Source organism: Massilia sp. DD77, from assembly GCF_036961685.1.
In the GTDB taxonomy this organism is placed as follows: domain Bacteria; phylum Pseudomonadota; class Gammaproteobacteria; order Burkholderiales; family Burkholderiaceae_D; genus Telluria.
The window spans coordinates 107,275-133,431 of the sequence record NZ_JBAMDH010000009.1; the positions used below are offsets into that span (position 1 = coordinate 107,275).

Here is a 26,157-nt window from a genome sequence, read left to right on the forward strand (position 1 = left end):
ATGGCAAAATGGTCAAGACCGGGCAGCCCGCGGGCATGCCCTGCAGTTCACCGTGACAGCGACCAGGAGACACCATGACGCCAACCCAGCGCTTTGTGCAGGCGCGCGATTTCCTCCAGCAGCACCGTAGCGACTACGCGACCGCCTATGAGGGCTACCAGCGGCCCCAGCTCGACACCTTCAACTGGGCGCTCGACTTCTTCGATCATCAGGCGAAGGACAATCACACGCCCGCCCTGTGGGTGGTCGAGGAGGACGGCAGCGAGCGGAAGGTCTCCTTCGCCGACATGGCCGCGCGCTCGAACCAGGTGGCCGAATACCTGCGCCTGTGCGGCGTGCGGCGCGGCGACCGCGTGCTGCTGATGCTGCCGAACCGGGTCGAACTGTGGGAAATCATGCTGGCGGGAATCAAGCTCGGCGCGGTGCTGGTGCCGACCACCATGCTGGTCTCCGGCGCCGACCTGGCCGACCGCCTGGAACGCGGCCGGGTCAGCCATGTGATCGCCCAGGCTTCCGAAGCCCACAAGTTCGAAGGACTGGAGGGCAACTACACCCGCATCGCGGTCGGCGGCGCCCTGGAAGGCTGGCGCGACTTCGACGACAGCCGCGCCGTGCTCTCCGTGTTCACGCCCGAAGGCGAAACGCGGGCCCTTGACCCCCTGCTGCTGTATTTCACCTCCGGCACCACCGCCAAGCCCAAGCTGGTGCTGCACAGCCACCAGAGCTATCCGGTGGGCCACCTGTCCACCATGTACTGGATCGGCCTGCAGCCGGGCGACATCCACTGGAACATCTCCTCGCCCGGCTGGGCCAAGCATGCATGGAGCTGCTTCTTCGCGCCCTGGAACGCGGGCGCCACCGTCTTCGTCTACAACTACGAGCGTTTCTCGGCCAAGGCGGCGCTGGACACCATCGTGCGCTGCGGCGTGACCTCGCTGTGCGCACCGCCGACGGTGTGGCGCATGATGATCAAGGAAGACCTGAGCGCCTGGCGTCCGCCGCTGCGCGAACTGGTCGGCGCCGGCGAGCCGCTCAACCCGGAAGTCATCGAGCAGGTCGAGCGCGCCTGGGGCATCCGCATCCGCGACGGATTCGGCCAGTCCGAGACCACCTGCCAGATCGGGAATTCGCCCGGGCAGCCGATCAAGCCGGGTTCGATGGGGCGGCCGCTGCCGGGCTACCAGGTGGCCTTGCTCGACATCGACGACCAGCCCGCCGAGGAGGGCGAGATCGCGGTGCGCCTCGACGCGGCCCCGATCGGCCTGATGCTGTGCTACGAGGGGGACGAGGCCAAGACCGCGGATGTGATGCGCGCCGGCTACTACCACACGGGCGACACCGCGAGCGTCGACGCCGACGGCTACTATTTCTACGTGGGCCGCAACGACGACGTGTTCAAGTCCTCCGACTACCGCATCAGTCCCTTCGAGCTGGAGAGCGTGCTGATCGAGCACGACAGCGTGCTGGAGGCGGCCATCGTGCCCAGTCCCGATCCGCTGCGCCTGTCGGTGCCCAAGGCCTTCGTCACCCTGCGCCAGGGCGTGGCCCCGAGCCGGGAAGCGGCGGCCGCGCTGTTCGCGTTCACGCGCGAGCGCCTGGCGCCGTACAAGCGCATCCGCCGCATCGAGTTCCGCGAACTGCCCAAGACCATCTCGGGCAAGATCCGGCGCGTCGAGCTGCGCAAGGAAGAAGCCGGCCGCGGCACCGGGCAGGAACAGGCGCAGGCGCAAGGCGTCGAATACCGCGAAGAAGACTTCGGCAACGGAGCCTGATTGACGCGCCGTGCGGCACGCACGGGACGATTGGCATCATAATGCTGTCATCGTTTTGACAATACCAAAGCGGCGCCTGCGGGCGCCGCAACCATCACCGGCAGCCCATCGATGACCACCACGAAGCGAAGCACCAAGGCCGATCCGGTCTACGAAGTCCGCAAGTCCCCCGTCCACGGCAACGGCGTGTTCGCCCTCAAGCCGATCGCCGCGGGTGAACGCATTATCGAATACCGTGGCCAGCGCATCAGCTGGGATGACGCGACCGAGCGCGCCGCGCAGGCGGGCGGGCCTGTCAACCACACCTTTTATTTCAGCCTGGCCGACGGCCGCGTGATCGACGGCGGCCGGCGCGGCAACGATGCGCGCTGGATCAACCATGCCTGCACGCCCAACTGCGAAGCCTTCGAGGACGAGGGCAGGGTCTACATCCACGCCATGCGCGACATCGAGGCGGGCGAGGAGCTGAACTACAACTACGCGCTGATCTACGACGAGCCGCACACGGCCAAGCTCAAGAAGCTGTTCGCCTGCCGCTGCGGCACGCCGGGCTGCACCGGCACCATGCTGGCGCCCAAGCGCCGCAGCCGTACCGGCGGCCGAAGCAAGTACACCGCCAGCGCCTGACCGGAGTCCTTTCATGCCCGTCGTTCGCAGCCTGCTCGAGACCGACCTGTACAAGTTCACGATGTGGCAGGCGCTGCTGCACAGCCATCCCGGCGCGCATGGCGAGTACGAGTTCCGCTGCCGCAACGAGCCGGCCTATCCGCTGGCCGAACTCAAGGACGAAGTGGAGCGCGAGCTCGATCACCTGTGCTCGATGATGTTCCTGGAAGAAGAGGTCGAGTACCTGCGTTCGCTGCGCTTCATCAAGAGCGACTTCGCCGATTTCCTGACCCTGTTCCGTTTCCAGCGCAAGTTCATCACCGTCGAGACCGACGGCCCGCACCTGCGCATCCGCGCAGCCGGGCCGATCGTACACGTGATGGGCTTCGAGATCTTCGTGCTCTACATTGTCAACGAGCTGTATTTCCGGCGTTTCGACCGCGCGGTGGCACTGGCCGAAGCGCGCGTGCGGCTGCAGCAGAAGATCGATGAGTTCCGCGCCTTCGGCCGGGAAGCCCCGCGCGCCAACTCCTTCGAGTTCTTCGACTTCGGCGTGCGCCGCCGTTTTTCGGGCGAGTGGCACGACGAAGTGGTGGCGACCCTGGCGCGCGAGTTGCCGCAGTACTTCAAGGGCACCTCGAACGTCTACCTGGCGCGCAAGTACAACCTGGTACCGATCGGGACCATGGCCCACGAATACCTGCAGGCCCACCAGGCCTTCGGCGTGCGCCTGCGCGACTTCCAGAAGATGGCGCTGGAGGACTGGGTGCAGGAGTACCGGGGCGACCTGGGCACGGCCCTGACCGACGTGGTCGGGATGGACGCTTTCCTGAGCGACTTCGACCTGTATTTCGCCAAGCTGTTCGACGGCCTGCGCCACGATTCGGGCGACCCGGTGGCCTGGGGCGAGAAGGCGCTGGCCCACTACGCCAGGCTGCGCATCGACGCCCGCACCAAGCGCCTGGTGTTTTCGGACGCGCTGACGGTGCCCAAGGCCCTCAGCCTGTACCGGCACTTCGCCGACCGCGTGATGACGGGCTTCGGCATCGGCACCAAGCTGACCAACGACACGCCTTACCCGGCGATCAACATCGTCATGAAGCTGGTGCGCTGCAACGGCCAGGCGGTGGCCAAGCTGTCCGACGAGCCGGGCAAGTCGCAGTGCACCGATGCGACCTTCATCGCCTATTTGCGGCAGGTCTTCGATCATTCCGAAGCGTGATGCACGGCCGCGCAATGCGCTGAGAAATAGTCGCTTTGGACGAAACAGGCCTGCTATATTAATCGGGCCGCATCATGAAACCGGTTCCTTGCCGACCTGGAAGAAGGAGCAACCAACATGCGCCCGTGGCATCAGCGTTCGCCAGTTCGCTCGGTAAAAAGACTTTGCTCCAGCTTCATCATCGCAAGCTGGCTTTCCGGATGCGCGGTGCCGGGGCCCGAGATGACCAGCCCGGTCGTGTCCGAAAAGCCGTTTACCGGCGATGCGGCCAGGAAGAAAAGCATCTTCGTCTTCCTGGACGGCACGCGCAACGATCCCGGTTCGGGCACCAATGTACGTAAGCTGTTCGAAGCAGTGGTTCAGGCGAACGATCCTCAAACCACGGCCCTGTATATCGAAGGGGTAGGGAGCGCCGAGACGCCCATCCTCGGCGCGGTGCTGGGATTCGGCATGGAGCCGCGTATTCTTCGGGGCTATGACTTCATCGCGCAGTCGTACGTCCCGAAAGACGACGTCTACATTTTCGGTTTCAGCCGCGGCGCCCACCAGGCCCGTGCCCTGGCCGGGCTGATCGCGTATGCAGGCGTCCCGCCCAGGTCGGACGCCGAATTTTCCGCCAGGCGCAAACTCGCCAACGCGATCCTGGAAGCCGTCAAACCCAGGAACGACGACGCTTTCAAGGAGAAATGGCGGGTTTGGAAAAGTGGCGATCCGCTCTTCGTTGGCGAGGTAATCTGGGCTGGGCGTCCAGTGACCACGATTCCCGTGGAGATCAAGTTCCTTGGCCTGTGGGATACCGTTCCCGGTTCCTACTTCAAGGAGTTCGGCGTGTGCAAGGAGCTGAGTGACGGGCGGGACGGCGACCGGTATAAATCGGATTCGTATCCGTCTATCCGGAAGATCTTCCATGCCGTGTCACTGGACGAGAAACGCAGCAAGTTCAGGCCGATCTTGCTGTGCCCTCCGCTCCAGGGCGACGGGGAATCCCTCAACGAACGCTGGTTCCCGGGGGCGCACGCGGATGTCGGCGGCGGTTACAACGATTCCCAGGCCTTGCCCGGCATATCGCTCCGCTGGATGATGGAGGCCCTTGCGCAAAGCTATGCGGTGCCGCTGCCTGCCCCGCAGGTCGCCGACGATCCGCTCGGCCTGGCCCATTGGTCCGTCGGGGACAAGCCGGCCAATGCGGGAAGCGACTGCGAAGACCGGGTTCCGCCCCCCGGTGCGACCATCGACCCCAGCGTCACGGCAAGGAGCGCCGCGGGACAGGCCCAGATACGCATGCATGGGGCGATCGCGCTCAAGCCCTATCCCTTGGCCTGCCCAAGGAAGTAAGGCCTTCCCCGCTCGCCGGCAGGCTCCCGGTCACGACCGGATGAGCGCGCGCTGGCGCTGCGCGGACGCCGCCGGCTCCGGCTCGAGCTGGAAGGTGTCCACCAGGGCCGCCAGCTCGGCCGCCTGATGGCGCAGCGATTGCGCGGCGGCCGCCGCTTCCTCCACCAGGGCGGCGTTCTGCAGCGTCATCTCGTCGAGCCGCATGATCGCGCCGTCGACCCGTTCGATGTCGGCGCGCTGTTCGCCGCTGGCGCTGCTGATATGGCCGATGATGTCGGAGACGCTGTGCACGCCTTCCACCACCCGGCGGATGGTGTCGCCGGCCTGGCCCACCAGGGCGGTGCCGGTGCCAACCTTGCTGACGGAATCCTCGATCAGGGCCTTGATTTCCTTGGCGGCGGCCGCCGAACGGTGGGCCAGGTTGCGTACCTCGCTGGCCACCACGGCGAATCCGCGTCCCTGTTCGCCGGCGCGCGCCGCTTCGACGGCCGCGTTCAGGGCCAGGATATTGGTCTGGAAAGCGATGCCGTCGATGACGGCGATGATGTCGACGATCTTGCGCGACGATTCCTCGATCAGGTGCATGGTGTCGACCACCTGGCCGACCGCCGCGCCGCCGTCGACCGACAGCGCCGACACCTCGCCGGCCAGCACACTGGCCTGGGCCGCGTGGCCGGCGTTCCGGCGCACGGATTCGATCAGCTGCTTCATGGAGCCGGCCACCTGGGCGAGGGCGGCGGACTGGGTTTCGGTACGCTGCGACAAGTCCTGGTTGCCGGACGCGATCTCGGACGAGGCCGACTCGATGGCGCGGGTGCCGCCGCGTACGCTGGCCACGATGCGGCCCAGGCTGTCGCGCATGGCGCTCATCGCGGACAGCAGGCTGGCCGGGTGGGCGCGCGCGGTATCGACGGGACGGTGCAGCTCGCCGTTGGCGATCGCGCGCGCCACCGTGGCGGCGTAGGCCGGCTCGCCGCCCAGCTGGCCCAGCAGGCTGCGCACCAGCAGCAGGCCCACCAGCGCGCAGAGTAGTACCGAAACGCCGGCCAGGCCGGTGATCCAGTAGCGGGTGGCCGAGGCCTGCGCGCCGGCCGCGGCGCTGGCCTGCGCCGTGTGCGCCTGCAGCTTCTTGAGGAGCAGGTCGATGTCGGCGACGATCTGCCGCCGCAGCGGACTGCATTCGTTGACCAGGAAGCGTCCGAAGCCGTCGAGGTCGCCCTGGGCGCGGTAGTTGCGGGGACGCGCGAGCTCGGTGGCCATGGCCAGCATGCCGGCCTTGACCTTGGCATAGTCCGGGTCGTCCTTCAGCGCGCCGTCGAGCCGGCCGAGTGCCGACAGGTAGTCGGCCTTGTAGGTGTCCACCAGGTCGAGTTCGCGCCCGGCGGCGGCCTCGTCGCGGAAGATATAGGCATTGCGCGCGGCGATCCCGGTCTGGGCGAGCGCCTCACGGGCGGCGTACAGCGGCTCGAGTTCGTTCAGGCGGGCGGACTCGGCTTTCTGGAGCGCGCCTTCGATGCTGTTGACGCGCACGGCGGCGAACAGGGCCAGCACCAGGGTCAGGGACAAGATGAGGGAGAACGACAAGTACAGCCGGGTGGCGATGCGCCAGTGACGGAAGAAGTTCATGTATTGACCGAAAAACAAAACCGGCCAACAGGCCGGTCGGTAAGTGGAAATTGGTGAGTATTCTGATTCCATTATTTCCTTTTATCAACAAATGTAAGCATATTGGACAGAAATAAGCGGGTCATTGGCGGGACCTGCAATACATCGTGAAATCCCTGGTCCAGCCGGTTTTAACAAGTGCCATTGCTGTTCAGGCTGGCTGGCGCTTCGCGGCCTTTTTTGAATCGGGGCGCCGAGTGGCCGGCTTGGCTGCGGGCCTGGATGCGGCAAGTTCCTGCTCATGTCGCAGGCGCTGCTGGAGCATGGCGACCACCGCCGCTTCCTCGGGCTGAAGGGCGTGCAGGTCCCCGGTCAGCTCCTGCTCGGTGCGCTCGCGCAGGACCTCGAGCACCGTGCCGTCGAGATAGGCGTCGAGTACGGCCGGGTGGACATAGCACTTGCGGCAGATCGAGGGCGTATTGCCGAGCTTCTCGGCCACCGATTCGATGGCGCGCACGATGTTCTTCTTGGCCTGGGCCTCGGAATCGAACTTCTCGAATTCCTGCAGGGCCAGCGCCGCCAGCACCGTGCCCGACCAGGTGCGGAAGTCCTTGGCCGTGTATTCCTCGCCGGTGATGGTGCGCAGGTAGTCGTTGACGTCGCTGGAGTCGATGCTGTGGGTCTCGCCTTGCTCGTCCACGTACTGGAACAGTTCCTGGCCGGGCAGGTCGCGGGCGCGCGCGATGATGCGCGCCAGGCGCCGGTCCTGTACCTTGACCTTGTGGTAGACCCCGCTCTTGCCGCGGAAGCGGAATTCGACTTCGCTGCCGTCCACCTTCACGTGGCGGTTGCGCAGGGTGGTCAGGCCGAAGGATTGATTGGTGCGCGCATATTCCTCGTTCCCCACCCGCATCATGGTCGCTTCCAGCAGGAAGACGACGGTGGCCAGCACCTTTTCGCGCGGCATGCCGGGCAGGCCGAGGGCGCGGTCGACTTCGGCGCGGATGGCGGGCAGGGCCTGACCGAACTTGAGCATGCGCTCGTACTTGACCTCGTCGCGCGTGGCGCGCCACTTGGGGTGGTAGCGGTATTGCTTGCGGCCCTTGGCGTCGCGTCCCGTGGCCTGCAGGTGGCCGTTGGCTTGCGGACAGATCCACACCTCGGTCCAGGCCGGCGGGATCGCCAGCGACTTGATGCGCCCCAGGGTGGTCTCGTCGTCGACCGGCTCGCCCTTGGCGTCGAGGTAGCGGAAACCGTCGCCGGCGGGCTCGCGCCGGATGCCGGGCTTGTCGTCGTGCACGTAGCGCAGGCCGGCGGCGCGTGCGGCGGCGGGCGGGTCGGCAAGCGCGGTGGCAATATCGCCAGGAGAATCGCTCAGCATGGCAGGGTCCGGTTCTCGGGTGGAATCGAGCCGATCCTACCCCTGCACAATTGCCGGCACTGTTCGCAAGGTAACGCACCGGGGAGCTCGCGACATGGCGGCTCAGCGGTACCGCGCCTCGATCAGGTCGATCTCGCGCACCATCTCGCGCGCCGTCTCGTCGGACAGTTCGCCGTGGCGCGCCATGCGCTGGAGGACGCTGCGTTCGGCCTCGAGCGCCGCCAGCCGGTACAGGCGCTCGGCCTGCTCGGCTTCGCGGATGCGTCCTGGTCTTCCTCGGCCTGCTCGCCATCCTCGGCCGGCACCTCGAGCCCGCGCAGCACGCGCGGCAGGCCGATGCTGGCCGCCAGCAGGGACACGACGATGAACGCGCTGGCCAGGAAGATGACCAGGTCGCGCCCCGGGAAGGGCGCGCCGGCTGGCAGGGCCAGCGGCAAGGTCAGGACGCCGGCCAGGGTGATCGCGCCGCGCACCCCGGCCAGCGAGGTGGCCAGCACGAGGCGAGGATTCGGCCGGTAGACACTGCGGCCCTGGCGGCGCGCGACCAGCACCGTCAGGCGCAGCGAGACGTAGACCCACAGGTAGCGCAGCAGCAGCAGGCCCAGGCTGATCAGGAGCGCATGGCCGGCCAGCCACCACAGGCTGCGCGGCACCGCCACGTCCGGTCCTTGCAGGGCGGCCTGGACGATGTCCGGCAGCTGCTCGCCCAGCAGCACGACATCACGCCGTTGAGGGCGAACTGCACCGTGTCCCAGACCACGGCGCGCCGCATCCGGGTGGTGGCCAGGGCGCGCCCGCGCAGCTCCACATAGCTCATCGTGGTGCCGGCCGCCACCGCCGCCAGGATGCCCGAGGCCCGCAGGTGCTCGGCCGCCAGCCAGGCGCCGAAGGGCAGCAGCAGGTTGAGCAGGATGGCGGCGCCGGCGTCCTCGCCGAAGCGCTTGGCCGCCAGGCGCTGGGCGCTTGCCACCACCAGGGTCAGGAGCACGCCCACCGCGATGCCCGCCAGCGCCACCCAGACGAAGGTGAGGGCGGCGCCGCCGGGCAAAAAAATGCCCGGTCAGGGCGGCCGCCACGGCGAAGCGGAAGCACACCAGGCCGCTGGCGTCGTTGAGCAGGGATTCGCCTTCCAGGATGTGCATCAGGCGCGGCGGGATCGGCACCCGCGCGGCGATCGAGGACACCGCCACCGGGTCGGTCGGCGCCAGGATCGCCGCCAGCGCGAAGGATACCGGCAGCGGCAGGGCGGGAATCAGCCAGTGGATCAGGAAGCCGGCGCCGATCACGGTGAACAGCACCAGGCCCAGCGCGAGCTCCAGGATCGCTCCCTTGTCGCGGAACAGGCCGACCTTGGGAACGCGCCAGCCGTCCAGGAACAGCAGCGACGGCAGGAACAGCAGGAAGAAGATGTGGGGCTCGAGGCGCACGCCGTGGCCGGTGGTGCCGGCGATCAGGGCGCCGAGGGCGATCTGGACCAGGGGCAGCGGCAGGGCCACCGGGAGCATGCGCACCAGGTAGCCGCTGGCGACCACCGCCAGCAGCATCGCCAGGACGACCCCGACTTCATCCATGGCGACTCAGATCTCCGCGCCGCACACCCGGTCGCGTCCTTCGGACTTGGCCTGGTACAGGCGGCGGTCGATGCGGTCCAGGAATACGGCGGCCTCGTCGTGGGCGCCCGGCACGATGGTGCCCACGCCCATGCTGACCGTGACACTGCGCCCGGCGCCCGAGCGCGCATGCGCGATAGCCTCGCGCGCCAGCAGGCGCCGGCAGCGCTCCGCCACGGCGTGCGCCACTTGCTCGCCGGTGGCCGGCAGCAGCAGGACGAATTCCTCGCCGCCCAGGCGGGCGCACAGGTCGCGCGCGCGCGCGGCGCCCTGGTCCAGGACCTGTGCCACGCGCCGCAGGCATTCGTCGCCCTGCATGTGGCCGTAGTGGTCGTTGTACTGCTTGAAGTAATCGATGTCGACCACCACCAGCGAGAGCGGCTCGCCCAGCGCCCGCGCCTTGGCCCATTCGACCGGGTACAGGGTGTCGAACATGCGCCGGTTGGCCACGCCGGTCAGGCTGTCCCGGTAGGAGAGGGTCTCGAGCTCGCGCTGCAGCTGCAGGATCTTGTCCTCGGCCTGCTTGCGCTCGGTGATGTCGAACATGAAGCCCACCAGGGCCTCGACCGAGCCGTCCGGGCGGCGCACCACGTGCACCACGTCGCGGATCCAGACCCAGTCGCCGTCGCGCGTCAGGGCGCGGTAGTCGGCCTCGTGGTCGACGCCTTGCTGCGACTGGGCGACGCAGAAGTCGACCGTCTTCCGGCGGTCTTCCTCGTGGATGCGCGCGGCCCAGTCATCGACCGAGACCCAGCTCTGCGGCGTCCAGCCGAGCAGCGCCTCGATCTGTGGTCCGATGTAGGTGAAGCGCATGCTGGCCCAGTCGATCCGCCACGGGATGGCCTTGGTCGATTCGAGCAGGGTGCGGTAGACGCTGGGATCGTCGCCGGCCGGGGCGGCGCAGGGGAAGGATGCGGTGGAAGGGTCGTGGCTGGCGGTCATGGTGTCGGGAATGGACGCCCGGCGCGCGGGTGCGCCGGCCGGGCCATTCTACACGCACACGGCAGCGCCGCCGGGCTGCCTTGCGCGGATGGGAGAGCTCAGGCGCGGCGGCGGCGCAGGGCGGCGCCCATGCCGAGCAGCGCCAGGCCCGTCAGCGACAGCGCGCCTGGTTCCGGCAGCGCGTAGGCCTGGCCCGGATCGTCGACGCGCGCGCCCAGGATGTTGGTGCCGCCGTTCCAGCGGCGGTTATAGTTGTAGCTGTTCTTGAAGCGCAGGTCGCGGCTGCCTTCGGCGCTGTGGAAGTAGTTCGAGTTCAGCTGGTAGCTCCACAGGCCCGGGGTCGACATGTCGACCGAGGCGTAGGAGTCGGCCTGGCCCGAGAAGCCGTTGCTGCTCGGGATCGTGTTGCCGACGATGGTGTTCAGCTTGTTGCCGGTGTCCATGCCGGTATCGAAGAACAGGCGCGCCAGGAAGGTGCCCTCGGTATAACCCTTGGCGCAGCCATAGCCGCAGCGGATGCCGGTGGCGCTGGTGGCCAGGGACGTCTTCGTCATGGACGACAGGTCGCGCCAGTACAAGTCCATGTAGCCCCGGGTCGCGGGGAAGGGATTGGTGGGCGAGGCCGTGCCCTGCTCGATTCCATAGAACATGCCCGTTACCTGGCCGCCGTCCAGGCCGTTCGCAAAGAAGATGTCGCCGGTCGGGTCGATCTGGTCGTGCGGCGTGTTCACGCTGCCGGTTTCCATGGTCGACATGATGAAGACGCCCCAGTTGATCTCCTTCTTGTCGGTCCAGGTGCTGGCGCCGTTGATGGCGATCTGTTCCTGCCCGCTGAACTTCAGGTAAACCGGGCCGGGCGGCAGCTGGGTGGCCGGGGCGGCGGCGGCATTGAAGCTGATGAGTGCTGCGGCGGCGAGGGCGAGGCGCATGTTCATGAGGATCCTGGCGAAGATGAGGGGACGGTGGCTTAACCGTACGCAATAGCCATGCCAGAGCCACCTGTCTTGACGCAGGTCCTTGATAACGAACACGATTCCCTCATTCATTCGTTCAAATGGAATTGGCGGTGCGGGAACAGGCGGGAAAGCGGTGTAAGAATTTCTGACGGGCCAGGTCTTGGCGTTCGCGCGGGCGCGCTCGCGGCGCCGGCGCGGAAGTTCAGGCCTGTTCGGCGCGCGCCGCGATGCGCGCCAGCAGCTCGCTGAGCTCGACGGTATTCACCGGCTTGACCATGTAGTGGTCGAAGCCGGCCTGGCGCGCGGCGTCGCGGTCCTGCTGGCGGCCGTAGCCGGTGGCGGCGACCAGGGTCGAGGCCGTGGTCTGGGGCAGGCGCCGCAGGCGGCGCGCCAGCTCGTTGCCGTCCATGTCGGGCAGGCCGATGTCGAGCAGGCAGACCTGGGGCGAGAACACCTTGGCGACTTCCAGGGCGTCGGCGGCGCAATAGGCGATCTCGACCTCGTGCCCGGCCGCGCCCAGGAACAGGTTGAGGGTGTGGGCGGCGTCCAGGTTGTCGTCCACCACCAGCACGCGCAGGGCGCCGCCCGGCATCCCGGCCGCGGTGCGTGGCGGCGGCGGCGGCGTTCCCGGCGCGCCGTCCTGCGGGTGGGCGTGGCGCGGCAGGCGCACGGTGAAGGTGCTGCCCTTGCCCAGGCCCGCGCTGTCCGCGCCGACGCTGCCGCCGTGCAGCTCGACCAGGCTCTTGGCGAGCGCAAGGCCAAGCCCCAGCCCGCCCTGGGAGCGGTCGGGCGTGCGTTCGGCCTGGGTGAACAGGTCGAACACGCGCGCCACCAGGCCCGGCTCCATGCCGATGCCGTCGTCGGTCACGCTGAGCACGTAGTCCGCGCCGCTTTCCTTCAGCTGGAGGGTGATGTGGCCGCCTTCGGGCGTGTACTTGGTGGCATTGCCGAGGAGGTTGGCGACCACCTGCACCAGGCGCTTGTGGTCGCCCTTGACGTTGGCGGGGCCGTTCGGCAGTTCCAGGATCACCTTGTGGCGGCGCGCCGTGATCAGGGGGCGGATCTGTTCGGCCGCATCATCGACCACGTTGCGCAGGTCCAGCACCTGGGTCGAGAGCGACACCAGGCCGCGCGTGACGCGCGAGACGTCCAGCAGGTCATCGACCAGGCTGGTCATGTGCTCGACCTGGCGCGCGATGATGGCGCAGGTCTGGGTGATCTGGGCATTGTCCGAGTGCAGCAGCTTGAGCAGGTGGGCGCCGGTGCTGATCGGCGCCAGCGGATTGCGCAGCTCGTGGGCCAGCATCGCCAGGAATTCGTCCTTGCGCTGGTCGGCGGCGCGCAGCTCGCGCTCGGCCAGGCTGCGGGCGGACTCTTTCTTCTGCAGGGTCTCGGCCATTTCGTCCAGCGCCTCCGCCAGGCGTCCGATCTCCTCGCGCCCGTACTCGATGCCGCTGCGCGCATCGAGGTCGCCGGCGGCGATGCGGCGGGCCGTGATCATCAGCTTGCGCACCCGCTGCACGATCAGCTTGTCGCCTGCCAGCCAGGCCGCGAGCATGGCCAGCAGGGTGGTCGCGCCCAGGCCCAGCAGCGACATCAGCTGGGCTTCGCGCGCCACCGCGGTGATGGTGGCGGTCGGCACGCCGATGGTTACCGTGTATTCGGACAGCGAGGGCGGGCCGACGCGGGCGAAGGCGTGCAGGCGCTCGACGCCGTCCTCGCCGCGCACCACCACGGCGCGCTGGTGCGGGCCGCGCATCGCCTCGCGCAGCGCTGGCGAGATCTTCTGGCCGAAGTAGCGTTCCGGGTCGGGCCGGCGCGAGATCAGCGCGCCCGAGGAATCGGCGGTCTCCAGGATCGAACCCGGGGCCAGGCTGATGTCGTTGACGAAGGTGTCGAGGCCGGCCAGGTCCATGGCCGCGAATACCACCGCCACCACCTGGCCGCGGCGGTCGATCACCGGATAGGTGAGATTGATGGTGTGCTTGCGGATCACGCGCCCGAACACGTAGTCGCCGGCGATGAAGCGGCGTTCCGACACCGCGCGCTTGAAGTGGCGGCGGTCGCCGAGGTTCACCGGGTGCAGCATCGGCACCGCGCTGCAGGTGACTTCGCCGTCCATCTGGATCAGGCCGAAGTTGACATAGCCCTCATTGCGGTCGAGGACGTCGGCCAGCAGCGCATTGCAGCGCGCCGGGCCGCTCATCAGGTCGGGCACGCTGACCAGGTCGACCAGGATCTGGCGCGCGCGCTCGATCGACTGGGCCTCGTTGGCCGCCGCCAGGCCGGTCAGGCGCTTGAGGTTTTCCTCGGACGCCCGGATCGCGGCCTCGCGCTCGCGCAGGCCGCCCAGCACCGTCACGATCGCGATCGGCGTGATGGCCAGCGCGACCAGCAGCATCAGCCTGCTGCGCAGGCTGTTCAGGCGGAAGCGGCCGAGCAGGGAACTCATGGGCTTCCCGGCCCCGGATGGCGGCCGCCGATGCGGTCGCCAAAGGCGATGATGCGGTCCACGCCCTCGAGCAGGGTGGCGTCGTCGTCGGAGATGTAGCCGAGGCGGATGAAGCCGGGCAGGCCCAGGGCCTCGCCCGGCATGACTGCCACCTTCTCCTGCTCCAGCAGGGCGTCGGCGAAGGCCAGGGTGTCGCGGGTCAGCGCGCGCACGTCGCCCCACAGGTAGGGGCCCGAGGCAGGCGCCGGCATGTGCATCCAGGGAGTCTCGGCGAAGCGCCGCACCACGGCGTCGCGGCGCGCGCGGTAGTCGCGCATCAGGGCGTGCGGGGTGCCGGTCGCGAACGCGGCGGCGGCGGCCACCTGGGACAGGTAGGGCGCGGCGGCCGTGACCGGCCCCTGCAGGTTCTGCATCGCCTGCACCAGGTTGCCGGGCGCGACGGCGAAGCCCACGCGCCAGCCCATCATGGCGTAGCTCTGCGAGGCCGAGAACAGGGTCACCACGCCGGCCTCGCGCCAGTCGCACAGGCTGGCCAGGCTGACGTGGCTGCCTTCGAAGATCAGGTGCTCGTAGCTTTCGTCGATGATCACGTGGCCGCCGGTGCGCAGGGCCCAGTCGCGCAGGTGTTCGACTTCGGCGCGGGTATAGACCTTGCCGGTGGGGTTGTGCGGGTTGTTGATGACCAGGACCTTGACCGGGCCGAGGGCGTCGAGGGCCTCCGGCGTCAGCGTGTCCGGCAGGTCGGCCAGCACCACCTCCAGCCCGAGCAGCTGGGCGGTGGCCAGGTAGGCCGGCCAGTAGGGACGGAACACGGCCACGCGGTCGCCCGGGTCGGTCATCGCGTACAGCGCCTGGTAATAAGCCTGCTTGGCGCCGTTGGTGACGATGATCTCGTCGGCCGTGGCGTCGATGCCGTTTTCCTGGCGCAGCTTGGCTGCCAGGGACGCGCGCACTTCCGGCACGCCGATCACATCGGCATAGGGCATGGCGCGCTGGTCCTCGACCGCGGCGAGCACGGCGTCCAGCACGGCCGGCGGAGCGGGGAAGTGGGAGATGGCGATCGAAAAATCGATGACCTGTTCGCCCGCGAGACGCAATGCGTCGGCACGCCCATGCATGGCGGTGGTGGCCAGGGGGCGGGAATGCGCAATCCGGTCAGAGATTTTCATCGATTCGCCAAGTTTGCGTGGTAAGTCGGTTTTGTTGGTTTTATGTGCACGCGACCGGTGCAGTGCACTGTCAATTGCTTGATTGTACTAAAAATTTGAAGGTCGAACCGCGCTTCCGGAAATGGTGCGCGGCATTTGCTTGACACTTAAAGTATCTCCCCATGTAATATACGCGCAACACCAGAACGGAGAGCATGGATGAACATCGTGTGCGTAGGCGGCGGCCCGGCGGGCCTGTACTTCGCCCTCTTGGCCAGGAAGCGCCATCCGGAGCACACGGTGGTGGTGGTGGAGCGCAACCGCCCGGACGATACCTTCGGCTGGGGCGTCGTGTTTTCCGACCAGACACTCGGCCACCTGGCTCAGGCGGACGAACCGAGCGCCCGCGACATCTTGCAGTCGTTCAACCACTGGGACGACATCGACGTGCATTTCAAGGGCCGCACCGTGACCTCCGGCGGCCACGGATTTTGCGGCATCGCGCGCAAGCGCCTGCTGAATATCCTGCAGGAGCGCTGCCGCGCGCTGGGCGTGGAACTGGTGTTCGAGCAGGACGTACGCGACGAGGCCGAGCTGGCGCGGCGCTACCGGGCCGACCTGGTGGTCGCCTGCGACGGCGTCAACAGCGCCATCCGCCAGCGCCACGCCGCCGTGTTCCAGCCCGAGACCGAGCCGCGCCTGTGCCGCTTCGTCTGGCTTGGCACCCGCAAGCGCTTCGACGCCTTCACCTTCGCCTTCGAGGAAACCGAGCACGGCTGGTTCCAGGCCCACGCCTACCAGTACGACGGCGAGACCTCGACCTTCATCGTCGAGACCCTGGAGTCGACCTGGCGCGCGGCCGGGCTGGAATCGATGGACCAGCCGGAAGCGCTGGCCTTCTGCGAGCGCCTGTTCGCGCGCCACCTGGACGGCCAGGCCCTGATGGCGAATGCCGCCCACCTGCGCGGTTCGGCGATGTGGATCCGCTTCCCGCGCCTGGCCTGCCGCAACTGGGTGCACCGCCTGGAGCTGGACGGGCGCCGCGTGCCGCTGGTGCTGATGGGCGACGCCGCCCACACCGCCCACTTCTCGATCGGTTCCGGCACCAAGCTGGCGCTCGAGGATGCCATCGAGCTGGCGCAGGCGCTCGATGGCGGCGGCCTCGCAGGCGGTCGGCTTGACCATGCCCTGGCGCGTTACCAGGACCTGCGCATGGTCGAGGTACTCAAGCTGCAGAGCGCGGCGCGCAATTCGATGGAATGGTTCGAGAACGTGGCGCGCTATACGGCCATGGAGGCCGAGCAGTTCGCCTACTCGCTGCTGACGCGCAGCCAGCGCCTGTCGCACGAGAACCTGCGCCTGCGCGACCCCGACTACGTGGCCGGCTTCGAGCGCTGGTTCGCAGGGCGCGCCGCGCTGCAGGCCGGCGTGCCGGCGCCGGAGGGCCCGGTGCCGCCGATGTTCACGCCGTATAAAGTACGCGGGGTGCTGCTCAAGAACCGGGTGGTGGTCTCGCCCATGGCGCAATACTCCGCCGAAGACGGTACCGTCGGCGACTATCACCTGGCCCACCTGGGCGCGCGCGCCATGGGCGGCGCGGCCCTGGTGATGGCCGAGATGACCTGCGTCTCGGCCGACGCCCGCATCACGCCGGGCTGCCCGGGCCTGTACACGCCGGCACACACGGCGGCCTGGAAGCGCATCGTCGACTTCGTGCACGGCGCGACCGACGCCTGCATCGGCGTACAGCTCGGCCACGCGGGCGCGAAGGGCTCGACCCGGGCGGCCTGGGACGGCATCGACTTGCCGCTGGATCAGGGCAACTGGCCGCTGGTGGCCGCGTCCAGCCAGCAGTACATCGAAGGCGTATCGCAGACCGCGCGCGCCGCCACCCTGGACGACCTGGAACGGGTCAAGCAGGACTTCGTACGCGCCACCGAGGCGGCGGCGGAAGCGGGCTTCGACTGGCTGGAGCTGCACTGCGCGCACGGCTATCTGCTCTCCAGCTTCATTTCGCCGCTGACCAACATGCGCGGCGACGAGTACGGCGGCAGCCTGGAAAACCGCTGCAGGTATCCGCTGGAAGTCTTCGCGGCGGTGCGCGCCGCCTGGCCGCAGGACCGGCCCATCAGTGTGCGCGTCTCGGCCCACGACTGGGTCGAGGGCGGCGTGACCCCGGCGGACGCGGTCGAGATCGCGCGCCTGTTCAAGGCGGCGGGGGCGGACATGATCGACTGTTCCTCGGGCCAGGTCAGCAAGCTGGAGAAACCCGTGTTCGGGCGCATGTTCCAGACCCCGTTCTCGGACCGCATCCGCAACGAGGCGGGCATTCCCACCATCGCGGTGGGCGCCATCCACGAGGCCGACCACGTCAACAGCATCATCGCCGCCGGGCGCGCCGACCTGTGCGCCGTGGCCCGCCCGCACCTGGCCAACCCGGCCTGGACCCTGCTGGAAGCGGCGCGCATCGGCTACACCGGCGCCGCCTGGCCGCGCCAGTACCGGGCCGGCAAGCTGCAGCTGGAACGCAACCTGGAGCGCGAGCGCGCGCTGCAGGCGGCCAGCGCCGGCCTCAGTCCGCAGCAGGTGGCGGCGCGCCTGCTCGAAGGCTGACCCACTCATTCACGACAGGATCACAGGAGCCATCCATGCATTATCTTCCGGGCGAAGCGCACCGGCTGCCGGGCAGCCGCGCGAGCTTCAAGGGCCACCAGGCGCACCACTTCCTGTTCGCGCTGGAAGACGGCGTCGCCACCATCACCCTTAACCGTCCCGAGCGCAAGAACCCGCTCACCTTCGAGTCCTATGCCGAGCTGCGCGACCTGTTCCGCGCGCTGGCCTATGCGGACGACGTCAAGGCCGTGGTCATCACCGGCGCGGGCGAGAACTTCTGCTCCGGCGGCGACGTGCACGAAATCATCGGCCCGCTCACGAAGCTGGACATGCCCGGCCTGCTGGCTTTCACGCGCATGACGGGCGACCTGGTGAAGGCCATGCGCGCCTGCCCGCAGCCGGTCGTGGCCGCGGTGGACGGCGTTTGCGCGGGCGCCGGCGCGATCCTGGCGCTGGCATCGGACCTGCGCTACGCCACCGCGCGCAGCCGCACCGCCTTCCTGTTCACGCGCGTGGGGCTGGCGGGCGCCGACATGGGCGCCTGCGCGCTGCTGCCGCGCGTGATCGGCCAGGGCCGCGCGGCCGAGCTGCTCTACACCGGCCGCTCGATGAGCGGGGAAGAGGGCGAGCGCTGGGGCTTCTACAACCGGCTGTGCGAGCCGGGCGAGGTGCTGGCCGAGGCCCGCGCACTGGCCGCGAGCCTGGCCCAGGGCCCGACCTTTGCCCATGGCATGACCAAGAAGATGCTGCAGCAGGAATGGAACATGGGGGTGGACGAGGCCATCGAGGCCGAAGCCCAGGCACAGGCGATCTGCATGGCGACCAGGGATTTCCACCGCGCCTACCATGCCTTCGTGGCGAAACGGCAGCCCGGCTTCGAGGGGGATTGATGGAACGCCTCGACCACCTGGACTGGCCCTTCTTCGAAGCGCGCCACGGCGCGCTGGCGCGCGAGCTCGATTGCTGGGCCGCCGCCCACCTGGATGCGGCCCACGGCCATGACGTCGACGCCGCCTGCCGCGCCCTGGTCAAGGGCCTGGGCCAGGCCGGCTGGCTGCGCCATGCCGTCGGCGGTACGGCCTACGGCGGCGCGGTCGACAGCATCGACACCCGCGCCATTTGCCTGATTCGCGAAACCCTGGGCCGCCATGCCGGCCTGGCCGATTTCGCCTTCGCCATGCAGGGCCTGGGCAGCGGGGCGATCTCGCTGTTCGGCGCGGAAGAGCAGAAGCAGGCCTACTTGCCGCGCGTTGCGGCCGGCGAGGCGATCGCCGCCTTCGCCCTGTCCGAACCGCAGGCCGGCTCCGACGTATCGGCGATGCGGTGCGCGGCCCGCCGCGACGGCGACGGCTGGATGCTGGACGGCGAAAAGACCTGGATCTCGAATGGCGGCATCGCCGATTTCTACGTCGTCTTTGCCCGGACCGCGGACGGCGGCGGCGAGGGCGGCCGCGGCGCCAAGGGCATCTCGGCTTTCATCGTGGACGCCGATGCGCCGGGCCTGCGGATCGCCGAACGCATCGATGTGATCGCCCCGCATCCGCTGGCGCGCCTGTCCTTCGAAGGCTGCCGGGTGCCGGCGGCGCGCCTGCTCGGCGCCGAAGGGCAGGGCTTCAAGATCGCCATGGCCACGCTCGACGTGTTCCGCACCTCGGTGGCGGCCGCCGCGCTCGGCTTCGCACGGCGCGCCCTGGACGAGGCGCTCGCCCATGCGCAGGCGCGTCCCATGTTCGGCAAGACCCTGGCGGACTTCCAGCTGACCCAGGCCAGGCTGGCCCAGATGGCGACCGACATCGACGCCAGCGCGCTGCTGACCTACCGCGCGGCCTGGATGCGCGACGGCGGCCGCAAGGTGACGAAGGAAGCGGCGATGGCCAAGCTCACCGCCACCGAGTCGGCCCAGCGCGTCATCGACGCCGCCGTCCAGCTGTTCGGCGGCCAGGGGGTGCGGAGCGGGCGCACCGTGGAAAGCCTGTACCGCGAAATCCGCGCGCTGCGCATCTACGAGGGCGCCAGCGAAGTGCAATTGTTGATCATCGCGCGCGAACTGCTCGCGGCTACCAAGGAAGCTTGATGATGGAAACCCTGCAGCCAGCCGGCTGGCCACGCCCGAAAGGCTACGCGAACGGCATCGCGGCCAGCGGCCGCCAGGTCTTTGTCAGCGGCATGATCGGCTGGGATGCCGAGGGGCGCTTCCAGACCGACGACTTCGTGGGCCAGGCCCGCCAGGCGCTGGAAAACATCGTGGCCGTGCTGCGCGAGGCCGGGGCCGGCCCCGAGCACATCGTGCGCATGACCTGGTACGTGGTGGACAAGCGCGAGTACCTCGATGCCGGCGCCGCCCTCGGAGCGGCCTACCGCGACACCATCGGACGCCATTATCCCGCCATGAGCGCGGTGCAGGTGAGCGCGCTGATTGAAGACCGGGCGCGGGTCGAGATCGAGGCGACCGCCGTGATTCCCGACTAGATCGGGATGGATTGCCGAGCGGCATGTCGGACCGGCCCTGTCGGTTCGGCCGCCGCTCCGGTATCATTCGGGGATGAATCAGATTTCCTTCTCCCCGTTTGTCATTGGCGTCGCTGGCGGAAGCGGCAGTGGCAAGTCGACGGTGACCCAGCAGGTGCTGGCGTCGTTCGGCGCCGACATGGTCTCGGTCGTGATGCAGGACGACTACTACTGCGACCAGTCCCACCTCACCCCCGAAGTCCGCCGCAAGCAGAATTACGACCATCCCCAGGCGTTCGACTGGCCGCTGCTGGTGCAGCACGTGCGCGCCCTGCGCAATGGCGAAGCGATCGAGATGCCGGAATACGACTTCACGATCGACAACCGTTCGAACAAGACGATCCCGGTCAAGCCGGCCCCGGTGATCGTGATCGAAGGCCTGTTCGCCTTGTACGACGCCGACTTGCGCAAGATGATGTCGCTGAAGATCTTTGTCGACACCGCCCCCGACGTCCGCTTCATCCGCCGCCTGCAAAGGGATATCGCCGAGCGCGGCCGTTCGCTGGAGAGCATCGTCGGCCAGTACCTGGAAACGGTGCGGCCGATGCACAAGCAGTTCATCGAGCCCACCAAGCGCTACGCCGACGTGATCCTGCCCCACGGTGCGAACGGCCCGGCGGTCGATGTGATCACGACCAAGGTGGCGAGCGTGATTGGCCAGTTGAAACGGCCCTGATCCGGCAGTCTCCCCGCGTTCCGCCTGATTCCTGTTGAGTTCCGCCGCAGTCGGTGCATAATCGGCGCCATACCCGCCCGATTTCCACGAGGACGATCATGGCCACTCGCAGTCCCGCCCGACGGCCGCACCTGGCCAGCCTGCTGTTTGCATCCGCCCTTGCCGCCGCGCTGACGGCCTGCGGCGGCGGTGGCGGTGGCGACAGCCCGCCGCCACAGGCGGTGGCCCCGGTCCCGCCGCCGCCGCCACCGGTCGCGGCGCTGCCGGGCAGCTACGCCGATCCGGTGCTGTATTCGGGCGCGGCCACGGCCTCGCTGGCGGGCGCCGAGGAGCGCGCCGCCACGGTCCAGACCCGCATCACCCTCGACGGCCGCCCGCTCGACTACAGCGCCACCGCCGGCCACCTGACGGCCACCGACCTGCAGACCGGACGGCCGGCGGCGGCCTTCTTCTACGTCGCCTATACCGCCGGCACGCAGCCGGCGGCGCTGCGGCCGCTCACCTTCTTCTACAACGGAGGCCCGGGTTCGGCCTCGCTCTGGCTGCACCTGGGCGCCTTCGGACCGCGCCGGCTGGCCACCGCCTTCCCATCCACCGAGCCGCCCGCCACCCCGGTACAGATGGTCGACAACCAGGAAACCTTGCTGGACCATTCCGACCTGGTCTTCGTCGATGCCGTCGGCACCGGTTATTCCCAGGCGGTGGCGCCCTATACCAATGTCCAGTTCTGGGGCGTCGACCAGGACGCCGCGGCCTTCCGCGACTTCGTGCGCCGCTATCTGGCCGCCAACAACCGGCAGGCGTCGCCGGTCTACCTGTTCGGCGAATCCTACGGCGCGCCGCGCACGGCGGTGCTGGCCAACCTGCTCGAGAGCGCCGGGGTGCGCGTGACCGGCGTCATGCTGCAGTCGGCCGCCATGGACTACAACAGCAACTGCGGCGTGTTCAACCCGGGCCAGGCCAGCTGCGAAGGGTATATCCCGAGCTATGTGGCGGTCTCGGCCTACCACCAGAACGGCAGCCTGCCGACCGACTTCTCGTCGGTGCTGCAGCGCGCGCGCGAGTTCGCGGCGGGCAGCTACCGCAGCGAGGTCGGCGCCTTCCTGGCCGGCGGCGCGCCGCCCAGCGAGGCCACGCTGGCGCGGCTGGCCGCCGACACCGGCTTGCCGGTGCAGACCTGGCGCCAGGATTTTTCGATGACGCCGGGCGCCTACCGCGCACGCCTGCTGCCGGGGCAGGTGATCGGGCGCTACGACGCCCGGGTGAAGGTGCCCAGCGGCAGCGCGCTGGCGAACGGCGATCCGTCGCTCAACGTGGTGGGCGGCGTGTTCAACAACACCATCCGCACTTACCTGGAGACCGAACTGCGCTATACGGCGATCACGCCCTATCTGGGCTCCAGCAATGTGCTCAACCAATGGAACTTCAGCCACGACGGCAAGACGCTGCCGGACACGATCCCCGACCTGGCCGCGGCCCTGACGCTCAACCCCGGCTTGAAGGTACTCGCCATGAGCGGCTATCATGACCTGGCGACGCCCTTCTACCAGACCGAGCTCGACCTGGCGCGGCTGGGCCCGAATGCCGGCATCCAGGTCCGCAACTACGACAGTGGGCACATGAGCTACCTCGACGACCGCGTGCGCCGGCTCCAGAAGGCCGACCTGCGCGCCTTCTACAACAGCGTATCGGTGGCACAATGAAGATCATGACCGTTTTCTTTTTGCTGGCCGGCGCCGCGGGTGCGGCGTCGGCCCAGGTCGAGCCCCAGATCGGCGTCGACGGCCAGGTACCGCCGGCGCTGCGCAACCGCCCGGCCGCACCGCCGCCGGCGGCGGGCACGGCGCTGCGCACCCAGGCGCTGGACAAGCTGGAAGCGCAATTCCGGGCCGCCGACCGGGACGGCGACGGCAGCCTGACGCTAGACGAGGCCAAGGGTTTCGGTTTTGTTGCCAGGCATTTCGAAGCGATCGACACCGGGCGCCGCGGCGCCGTCAGCTTCGACGACCTGCGCACCTACCTGGCACGGGTGAACGCCGCCCATGGGGCGAGCCTCCGGCCGGAATGAGCGCCGGGGCGCCGGCGTTTCTGCTACGGTGGTGCCATCGACAGAAGGAGCCGCCATGAACAACCAGATCCTCCGCGTGATCGACGACATCGCGGACGCCGAGCGCGCGCGCCAGGCGCTGCTCGACGCCGGGTTCGACCGCGACAGCATCGAGATCAGCCATACCGGCGACGAGGCCGGCCCCTCGGAAGCCAACTTCACCGTCGGCGATTCGCCAGCGGTGAAGGGCGGCACCGACTACAAGGACGTGTACACGCCGGGGCTGGAAATCAGCAAGTGCGTCATCACCGTCGCGGCCGAGGACCCGGCGCGCCTGGAGCAGGCCGCCGTCATCCTCGAACAGCACGGCGCCAGGGACACCGATCCGGCGCATGCGGCGGCGCGCAGGAACGAAGGCAGCGGACTCAGGTCCAGCTGAGGTCGGTCTTCGAGAGCGGCAGCTCGCGCACGCGCTTGCCGGTTGCCGCGAAGATCGCATTGCACACCGCCGGCGCCAGTGGCGGCAGGGCGGGTTCGCCCAGGCCGGTGACCGGATAGTCCGACTTGACGAAATGCACCTCGATCTTGCCGGGCGCATCCGGCATGCGCAACAGCCCATAGTCGTGGAAATTGCTTTGCACGATGCGGCCCGCTTCGATGTTCAGCTCGGGGAACATCAGGGTCGACAGGCCGTCGATCACCGAACCCTCGACCTGGTTCTCGGCGCCCGACAGGTTGACGATCTGGGCGCCGATGTCGGTCGCCACCACCACCCGGTCCACCTTCAGCTTGCCGTCGCGCGAGACCGTGACCTCGGCCACCTGGGCCACGTAGCCGCGGTGGCTGAAATGGAAGGCGATGCCCTGGCCCTGGCCACGCGGGAATTTTTTCTTGCCCCAGCCGGCCTTGTCGGCCGCCGTCATCAGGACCGACTTCATCCGCTCCACGCTGTAGGGCTGGCCGCGCTCGCCGGTGCCCGGCACCACGCTTTTGTCGCCCAGCAGTTCCAGGCGGAATTCCAGCGGATCGCGCCCGCCCGCATGGGCCAGCTCGTCGATGAAGCTATGGAAGACCCAGGCGAATACGCAGCTGCCCGGCGCGCGCCACGGACCCATCGGCACGCGGCATTCCAGGGCGGTCTGCTCGAGCTGGACGTTGGGCAGCCAGCGGCCCGGGAACTCGTCGCCCGACAGGTTGCCGCCGCTGCCAGGCTGCAGCACGCTCTGGCCCTCGCGCTCGACGCGGTTGGCGAAGGTCACGAAATGGTTCTGCCAGGCCACGGCCTTGCCCTGGGCGTCGATGCCTCCGCGTAGGAAGTGGAAGCCGCCGGGGCGGAAGTGGTCGTGCTGCAGGTCGTCCTCGCGGGTCCAGGTCAGCTTGACCGGGGCCTTCACCTTCAGGGCGATGGCGGTGGCCTCGACGATGAAGTCCGAGCTCAGGCGGCGGCCGAAACCGCCGCCGCTGCGGATGATATGCAGGGTGATCTTTTCTTTGGGGATGTTGAACAGGCTGGTCACCAGGGCCTGGCCGGCGCCCGGGTTCTGGGTCGGCGCCCACAGCTCCAGCGTGCCGTCATCCCTGGCCCAGGCGGTGCAGTTCTGCGGCTCCATGCTGGCATGCGAGATAAAAGGGTAGCTGTAGGCCGCCTCGACCGTCTTGGCCGCGCCCTTGAGCGCAGCCGCCACGTCGCCGTCCTTGCGCATCGTGCTCGTACCTGGCCTGGCGCTGGCCGCCTTGGCCTGGACCGTGAAATCGGCCCAGCTATGGCCGGCGCCGGGACCTTCGTCCCATTCCACTTCCAGGGCGCGCCGCGCGCGGATCGCGTTCCAGGTCGAGGTGGCGACGATCGCCACGCCCGGACGCAGGTTGTTCAGGGTGCCGGCGCCCTCGACGATGAAGGCGTCCTTGACGCCGGGCATGGCCTTGATCGCGTCCAGGTTGGCGCGCACGGCTTTGCCGCCGAACACTGGGCACTTGGCATAGACCGCGTACAGCATGCCCGGTACCTGGACGTCGATGCCGAACAGGGGTTTGCCGCTGACGATGGCGGCATTGTCGACACCGCCGATGCGCTTGCCCAGCAGCTTGAAACTGGCGGGGTCCTTCAGCACCACCGCCTCGGCCGCAGGGACCGCCAGCTTCGATGCGGCCTCGGCCAGGGCGCCGTAGCCCAGGCGGCGCCTGGAAGGGCCGTGGAGCACGAAGCCGCCGCCGGTGCCGCACTCGGCGGCCGGCACTTTCCAGGCCTGGGCCGCGGCCTGGACCAGCATGGCACGCACGGTGGCGCCCAGGCGGCGGAAGTCGTTGTAATTGGTGGGGGTCGAGGTCGAGCCGCCCGCGCCCTGGCTGCCGTAGGCCGGATTCAGGTCGCCCTGGACGATGCGCACATCCTTCCAGTCGACGTCGAGTTCCTCGGCGATGATCATCGGCAGAGAAGTCTTGATGCCCTGGCCGATTTCCGGCTGCTTGGAAATCAGGGTCACGCGGCCGTCGCGCGCGATGCGGATGAAGGCGTTGGGAACGAAGTCCGCACCCGCCGCGCCGGCGGCGCCGGTCGCCGCCGCCAGTACGCCCTCGGCCGACATGCCGAGCAGGAAGGCGCCGCCGATGGCGCCGTTGCGCAGGAAGCCGCGGCGCGAGGGAGACAGTGGCGCGCTCATGGCTTGCCCTTTCCGGTGGATGCGATGTCGGCCGCGCGGTGGATGCCGGCGCGGATGCGGGTATAGGTGGCGCAGCGGCACAGGTTGCCCGCCATGGCCGCGTCGATCTGGGCATCGCTCGGCTTCGGGTGCTGCTTGAGCAGGGCGCAGGCGCTCATGATCTGGCCCGACTGGCAGTAACCGCACTGGGGCACGTCCAGTTCCTGCCAGGCCAGCTGCAGCGGGTGGCTGGCCTTGGCGTCCAGGCCCTCGATGGTGGTGATCTTCTGCTTGCCGACACCGGCGACCGGCGTCAGGCAGGAGCGCGCCGGGACGCCGTCGAGGTGGACGGTGCAGGCGCCGCACTGGCCGAGTCCGCAACCGTACTTGGTGCCGACCAGGCCCAGGGTGTCGCGCAAAGCCCACAGCAGGGGCGTATCCGGCTCGACTTCGACGGCCTGGGTCTTGCCGTTGATGTGCAGGGTGTATTTACTCATGGGGTCGCTCGTGGCAAACAGGTCAATCCACCATGCTAGCGGAAATCCTGGCGGCTCGTCAGTGTTCAAAAGGTGCACACGGAAGGCACAATTTGGTCGCGCGACCTAATTATGTGTAATACTTGGTTGTCGATCAGCCAACAAAGCG

Annotated in this window: 20 protein-coding genes and 1 pseudogene; 12 read left to right on the plus strand and 9 right to left on the minus strand. The window is 68.5% G+C overall.

Annotation, left to right across the window (positions count from 1 at the left end; all coding sequences use genetic code 11):
* Nucleotides 1-74 precede the first annotated feature (74 nt).
* The 4 genes from V7778_RS07125 (at nucleotide 75) to V7778_RS07140 (ending at nucleotide 4,935) form a co-directional block, all read left to right on the plus strand.
* Nucleotides 75-1,772 carry an AMP-binding protein gene (locus tag V7778_RS07125; RefSeq protein WP_335553205.1) on the plus strand — a complete coding sequence of 566 codons (1,698 nt, stop codon included), beginning with the start codon at nucleotides 75-77 and terminating at the stop codon, nucleotides 1,770-1,772.
* Between the two features lie 111 nt (nucleotides 1,773-1,883).
* Entirely contained in the window at nucleotides 1,884-2,399 is a 516-nt protein-coding gene (locus tag V7778_RS07130; RefSeq protein WP_335553206.1) for an SET domain-containing protein, read from the plus strand.
* Nucleotides 2,400-2,412: 13 nt separating this feature from the next.
* Nucleotides 2,413-3,600, plus strand: coding sequence for a nicotinate phosphoribosyltransferase (gene pncB / locus V7778_RS07135; RefSeq protein WP_335553208.1), 1,188 nt, complete (start codon nucleotides 2,413-2,415; stop codon nucleotides 3,598-3,600).
* 117 nt (nucleotides 3,601-3,717) lie between these two features.
* Nucleotides 3,718-4,935, plus strand: a complete 1,218-nt coding sequence (locus tag V7778_RS07140) for a DUF2235 domain-containing protein (protein WP_335553210.1) — start codon at nucleotides 3,718-3,720, stop codon at nucleotides 4,933-4,935.
* Between the two features lie 30 nt (nucleotides 4,936-4,965).
* On the opposite strand, the gene V7778_RS07145 is transcribed toward V7778_RS07140, so the two are convergent.
* The 7 genes and pseudogenes from V7778_RS07145 to V7778_RS07180 all read right to left on the minus strand — a co-directional run bounded on the left by V7778_RS07145 (nucleotide 4,966) and on the right by V7778_RS07180 (nucleotide 15,050).
* Nucleotides 4,966-6,561 carry a methyl-accepting chemotaxis protein gene (locus V7778_RS07145; RefSeq protein WP_335553212.1) on the minus strand — a complete coding sequence of 532 codons (1,596 nt, stop codon included), beginning with the start codon at nucleotides 6,559-6,561 and terminating at the stop codon, nucleotides 4,966-4,968.
* Nucleotides 6,562-6,751: 190 nt separating this feature from the next.
* Nucleotides 6,752-7,921, minus strand: coding sequence for a DNA topoisomerase IB (locus V7778_RS07150; protein WP_335553214.1), 1,170 nt, complete (start codon nucleotides 7,919-7,921; stop codon nucleotides 6,752-6,754).
* Between the two features lie 102 nt (nucleotides 7,922-8,023).
* Nucleotides 8,024-9,492, minus strand: a pseudogene (locus V7778_RS25145) (Na+/H+ antiporter).
* A gap of 6 nt (nucleotides 9,493-9,498) precedes the next feature.
* Entirely contained in the window at nucleotides 9,499-10,473 is a 975-nt protein-coding gene (locus V7778_RS07165; protein ID WP_335553217.1) for a sensor domain-containing diguanylate cyclase, read from the minus strand.
* Nucleotides 10,474-10,571: 98 nt separating this feature from the next.
* Nucleotides 10,572-11,408 (minus strand): PEP-CTERM sorting domain-containing protein, encoded by an 837-nt coding sequence (locus tag V7778_RS07170; RefSeq protein WP_335553219.1) that lies wholly within the window; start codon nucleotides 11,406-11,408, stop codon nucleotides 10,572-10,574.
* 223 nt (nucleotides 11,409-11,631) lie between these two features.
* A complete protein-coding gene (locus tag V7778_RS07175; protein WP_335553220.1) occupies nucleotides 11,632-13,881 on the minus strand; it encodes a hybrid sensor histidine kinase/response regulator in 2,250 nt (749 codons plus the stop codon).
* Entirely contained in the window at nucleotides 13,878-15,050 is a 1,173-nt protein-coding gene (locus V7778_RS07180; RefSeq protein ID WP_335553222.1) for an aminotransferase class I/II-fold pyridoxal phosphate-dependent enzyme, read from the minus strand. The genes V7778_RS07175 and V7778_RS07180 overlap by 4 nt, the downstream gene beginning before the upstream one ends.
* Before the next feature lie 198 nt (nucleotides 15,051-15,248).
* Between V7778_RS07180 and V7778_RS07185 the strand changes: the two genes are divergently transcribed.
* The 8 genes from V7778_RS07185 to V7778_RS07220 all read left to right on the plus strand — a co-directional run bounded on the left by V7778_RS07185 (nucleotide 15,249) and on the right by V7778_RS07220 (nucleotide 23,312).
* Nucleotides 15,249-17,642 carry a bifunctional salicylyl-CoA 5-hydroxylase/oxidoreductase gene (locus tag V7778_RS07185; RefSeq protein ID WP_335553224.1) on the plus strand — a complete coding sequence of 798 codons (2,394 nt, stop codon included), beginning with the start codon at nucleotides 15,249-15,251 and terminating at the stop codon, nucleotides 17,640-17,642.
* 35 nt (nucleotides 17,643-17,677) lie between these two features.
* Nucleotides 17,678-18,532 (plus strand): enoyl-CoA hydratase family protein, encoded by an 855-nt coding sequence (locus V7778_RS07190; RefSeq protein WP_335553226.1) that lies wholly within the window; start codon nucleotides 17,678-17,680, stop codon nucleotides 18,530-18,532.
* The gene (locus tag V7778_RS07195) at nucleotides 18,532-19,716 is read left to right on the plus strand and encodes an acyl-CoA dehydrogenase family protein (protein ID WP_335553228.1); all 1,185 of its coding nucleotides are present in this window, start codon (nucleotides 18,532-18,534) and stop codon (nucleotides 19,714-19,716) included. Before V7778_RS07190 ends, V7778_RS07195 begins: the two co-directional genes overlap by 1 nt.
* Before the next feature lie 2 nt (nucleotides 19,717-19,718).
* Nucleotides 19,719-20,111: a RidA family protein gene (locus tag V7778_RS07200; protein ID WP_335553274.1), complete on the plus strand. Its 393-nt coding sequence runs from the start codon at nucleotides 19,719-19,721 to the stop codon at nucleotides 20,109-20,111.
* 73 nt (nucleotides 20,112-20,184) lie between these two features.
* The gene (gene udk, locus V7778_RS07205) at nucleotides 20,185-20,826 is read left to right on the plus strand and encodes a uridine kinase (protein ID WP_335553230.1); all 642 of its coding nucleotides are present in this window, start codon (nucleotides 20,185-20,187) and stop codon (nucleotides 20,824-20,826) included.
* 98 nt (nucleotides 20,827-20,924) lie between these two features.
* Entirely contained in the window at nucleotides 20,925-22,529 is a 1,605-nt protein-coding gene (locus tag V7778_RS07210; protein WP_335553232.1) for a S10 family peptidase, read from the plus strand.
* A gap of 5 nt (nucleotides 22,530-22,534) precedes the next feature.
* Entirely contained in the window at nucleotides 22,535-22,894 is a 360-nt protein-coding gene (locus V7778_RS07215) for an EF-hand domain-containing protein (RefSeq protein WP_335553234.1), read from the plus strand.
* 55 nt (nucleotides 22,895-22,949) lie between these two features.
* Nucleotides 22,950-23,312: a hypothetical protein gene (locus V7778_RS07220; RefSeq protein WP_335553236.1), complete on the plus strand. Its 363-nt coding sequence runs from the start codon at nucleotides 22,950-22,952 to the stop codon at nucleotides 23,310-23,312.
* On the opposite strand, the gene V7778_RS07225 is transcribed toward V7778_RS07220, so the two are convergent.
* Both V7778_RS07225 and V7778_RS07230 read right to left on the minus strand, forming a co-directional pair.
* Nucleotides 23,299-25,533, minus strand: a complete 2,235-nt coding sequence (locus V7778_RS07225) for a xanthine dehydrogenase family protein molybdopterin-binding subunit (RefSeq protein WP_335553237.1) — start codon at nucleotides 25,531-25,533, stop codon at nucleotides 23,299-23,301. The two genes, V7778_RS07220 and V7778_RS07225, sit on opposite strands and share 14 nt — an antisense overlap.
* Nucleotides 25,530-26,009 (minus strand): (2Fe-2S)-binding protein, encoded by a 480-nt coding sequence (locus V7778_RS07230; protein WP_335553239.1) that lies wholly within the window; start codon nucleotides 26,007-26,009, stop codon nucleotides 25,530-25,532. The genes V7778_RS07225 and V7778_RS07230 overlap by 4 nt, the downstream gene beginning before the upstream one ends.
* Nucleotides 26,010-26,157: the final 148 nt, after the last annotated feature.

What these genes read in the sequence shown, in the direction of transcription:
- V7778_RS07190 (WP_335553226.1), top strand. Translation starts at nt 17,678, where the DNA reads ATGCATTATCTTCCGGGCGAAGCGCACCGGCTGCCGGGCAGCCGCGCG.
- V7778_RS07230 (WP_335553239.1), bottom strand. Translation starts at nt 26,009, where the DNA reads ATGAGTAAATACACCCTGCACATCAACGGCAAGACCCAGGCCGTCGAA.
- V7778_RS07150 (WP_335553214.1), bottom strand. Translation starts at nt 7,921, where the DNA reads ATGCTGAGCGATTCTCCTGGCGATATTGCCACCGCGCTTGCCGACCCG.
- V7778_RS07130 (WP_335553206.1), top strand. Translation starts at nt 1,884, where the DNA reads ATGACCACCACGAAGCGAAGCACCAAGGCCGATCCGGTCTACGAAGTC.
- V7778_RS07170 (WP_335553219.1), bottom strand. Translation starts at nt 11,408, where the DNA reads ATGAACATGCGCCTCGCCCTCGCCGCCGCAGCACTCATCAGCTTCAAT.
- V7778_RS07140 (WP_335553210.1), top strand. Translation starts at nt 3,718, where the DNA reads ATGCGCCCGTGGCATCAGCGTTCGCCAGTTCGCTCGGTAAAAAGACTT.
- V7778_RS07225 (WP_335553237.1), bottom strand. Translation starts at nt 25,533, where the DNA reads ATGAGCGCGCCACTGTCTCCCTCGCGCCGCGGCTTCCTGCGCAACGGC.
- V7778_RS07195 (WP_335553228.1), top strand. Translation starts at nt 18,532, where the DNA reads ATGGAACGCCTCGACCACCTGGACTGGCCCTTCTTCGAAGCGCGCCAC.
- V7778_RS07200 (WP_335553274.1), top strand. Translation starts at nt 19,719, where the DNA reads ATGGAAACCCTGCAGCCAGCCGGCTGGCCACGCCCGAAAGGCTACGCG.
- V7778_RS07125 (WP_335553205.1), top strand. Translation starts at nt 75, where the DNA reads ATGACGCCAACCCAGCGCTTTGTGCAGGCGCGCGATTTCCTCCAGCAG.
- V7778_RS07165 (WP_335553217.1), bottom strand. Translation starts at nt 10,473, where the DNA reads ATGACCGCCAGCCACGACCCTTCCACCGCATCCTTCCCCTGCGCCGCC.
- V7778_RS07185 (WP_335553224.1), top strand. Translation starts at nt 15,249, where the DNA reads ATGAACATCGTGTGCGTAGGCGGCGGCCCGGCGGGCCTGTACTTCGCC.
- V7778_RS07175 (WP_335553220.1), bottom strand. Translation starts at nt 13,881, where the DNA reads ATGAGTTCCCTGCTCGGCCGCTTCCGCCTGAACAGCCTGCGCAGCAGG.
- V7778_RS07180 (WP_335553222.1), bottom strand. Translation starts at nt 15,050, where the DNA reads ATGAAAATCTCTGACCGGATTGCGCATTCCCGCCCCCTGGCCACCACC.
- V7778_RS07210 (WP_335553232.1), top strand. Translation starts at nt 20,925, where the DNA reads ATGGCCACTCGCAGTCCCGCCCGACGGCCGCACCTGGCCAGCCTGCTG.
- udk (WP_335553230.1), top strand. Translation starts at nt 20,185, where the DNA reads ATGAATCAGATTTCCTTCTCCCCGTTTGTCATTGGCGTCGCTGGCGGA.
- V7778_RS07220 (WP_335553236.1), top strand. Translation starts at nt 22,950, where the DNA reads ATGAACAACCAGATCCTCCGCGTGATCGACGACATCGCGGACGCCGAG.
- V7778_RS07215 (WP_335553234.1), top strand. Translation starts at nt 22,535, where the DNA reads ATGACCGTTTTCTTTTTGCTGGCCGGCGCCGCGGGTGCGGCGTCGGCC.
- pncB (WP_335553208.1), top strand. Translation starts at nt 2,413, where the DNA reads ATGCCCGTCGTTCGCAGCCTGCTCGAGACCGACCTGTACAAGTTCACG.
- V7778_RS07145 (WP_335553212.1), bottom strand. Translation starts at nt 6,561, where the DNA reads ATGAACTTCTTCCGTCACTGGCGCATCGCCACCCGGCTGTACTTGTCG.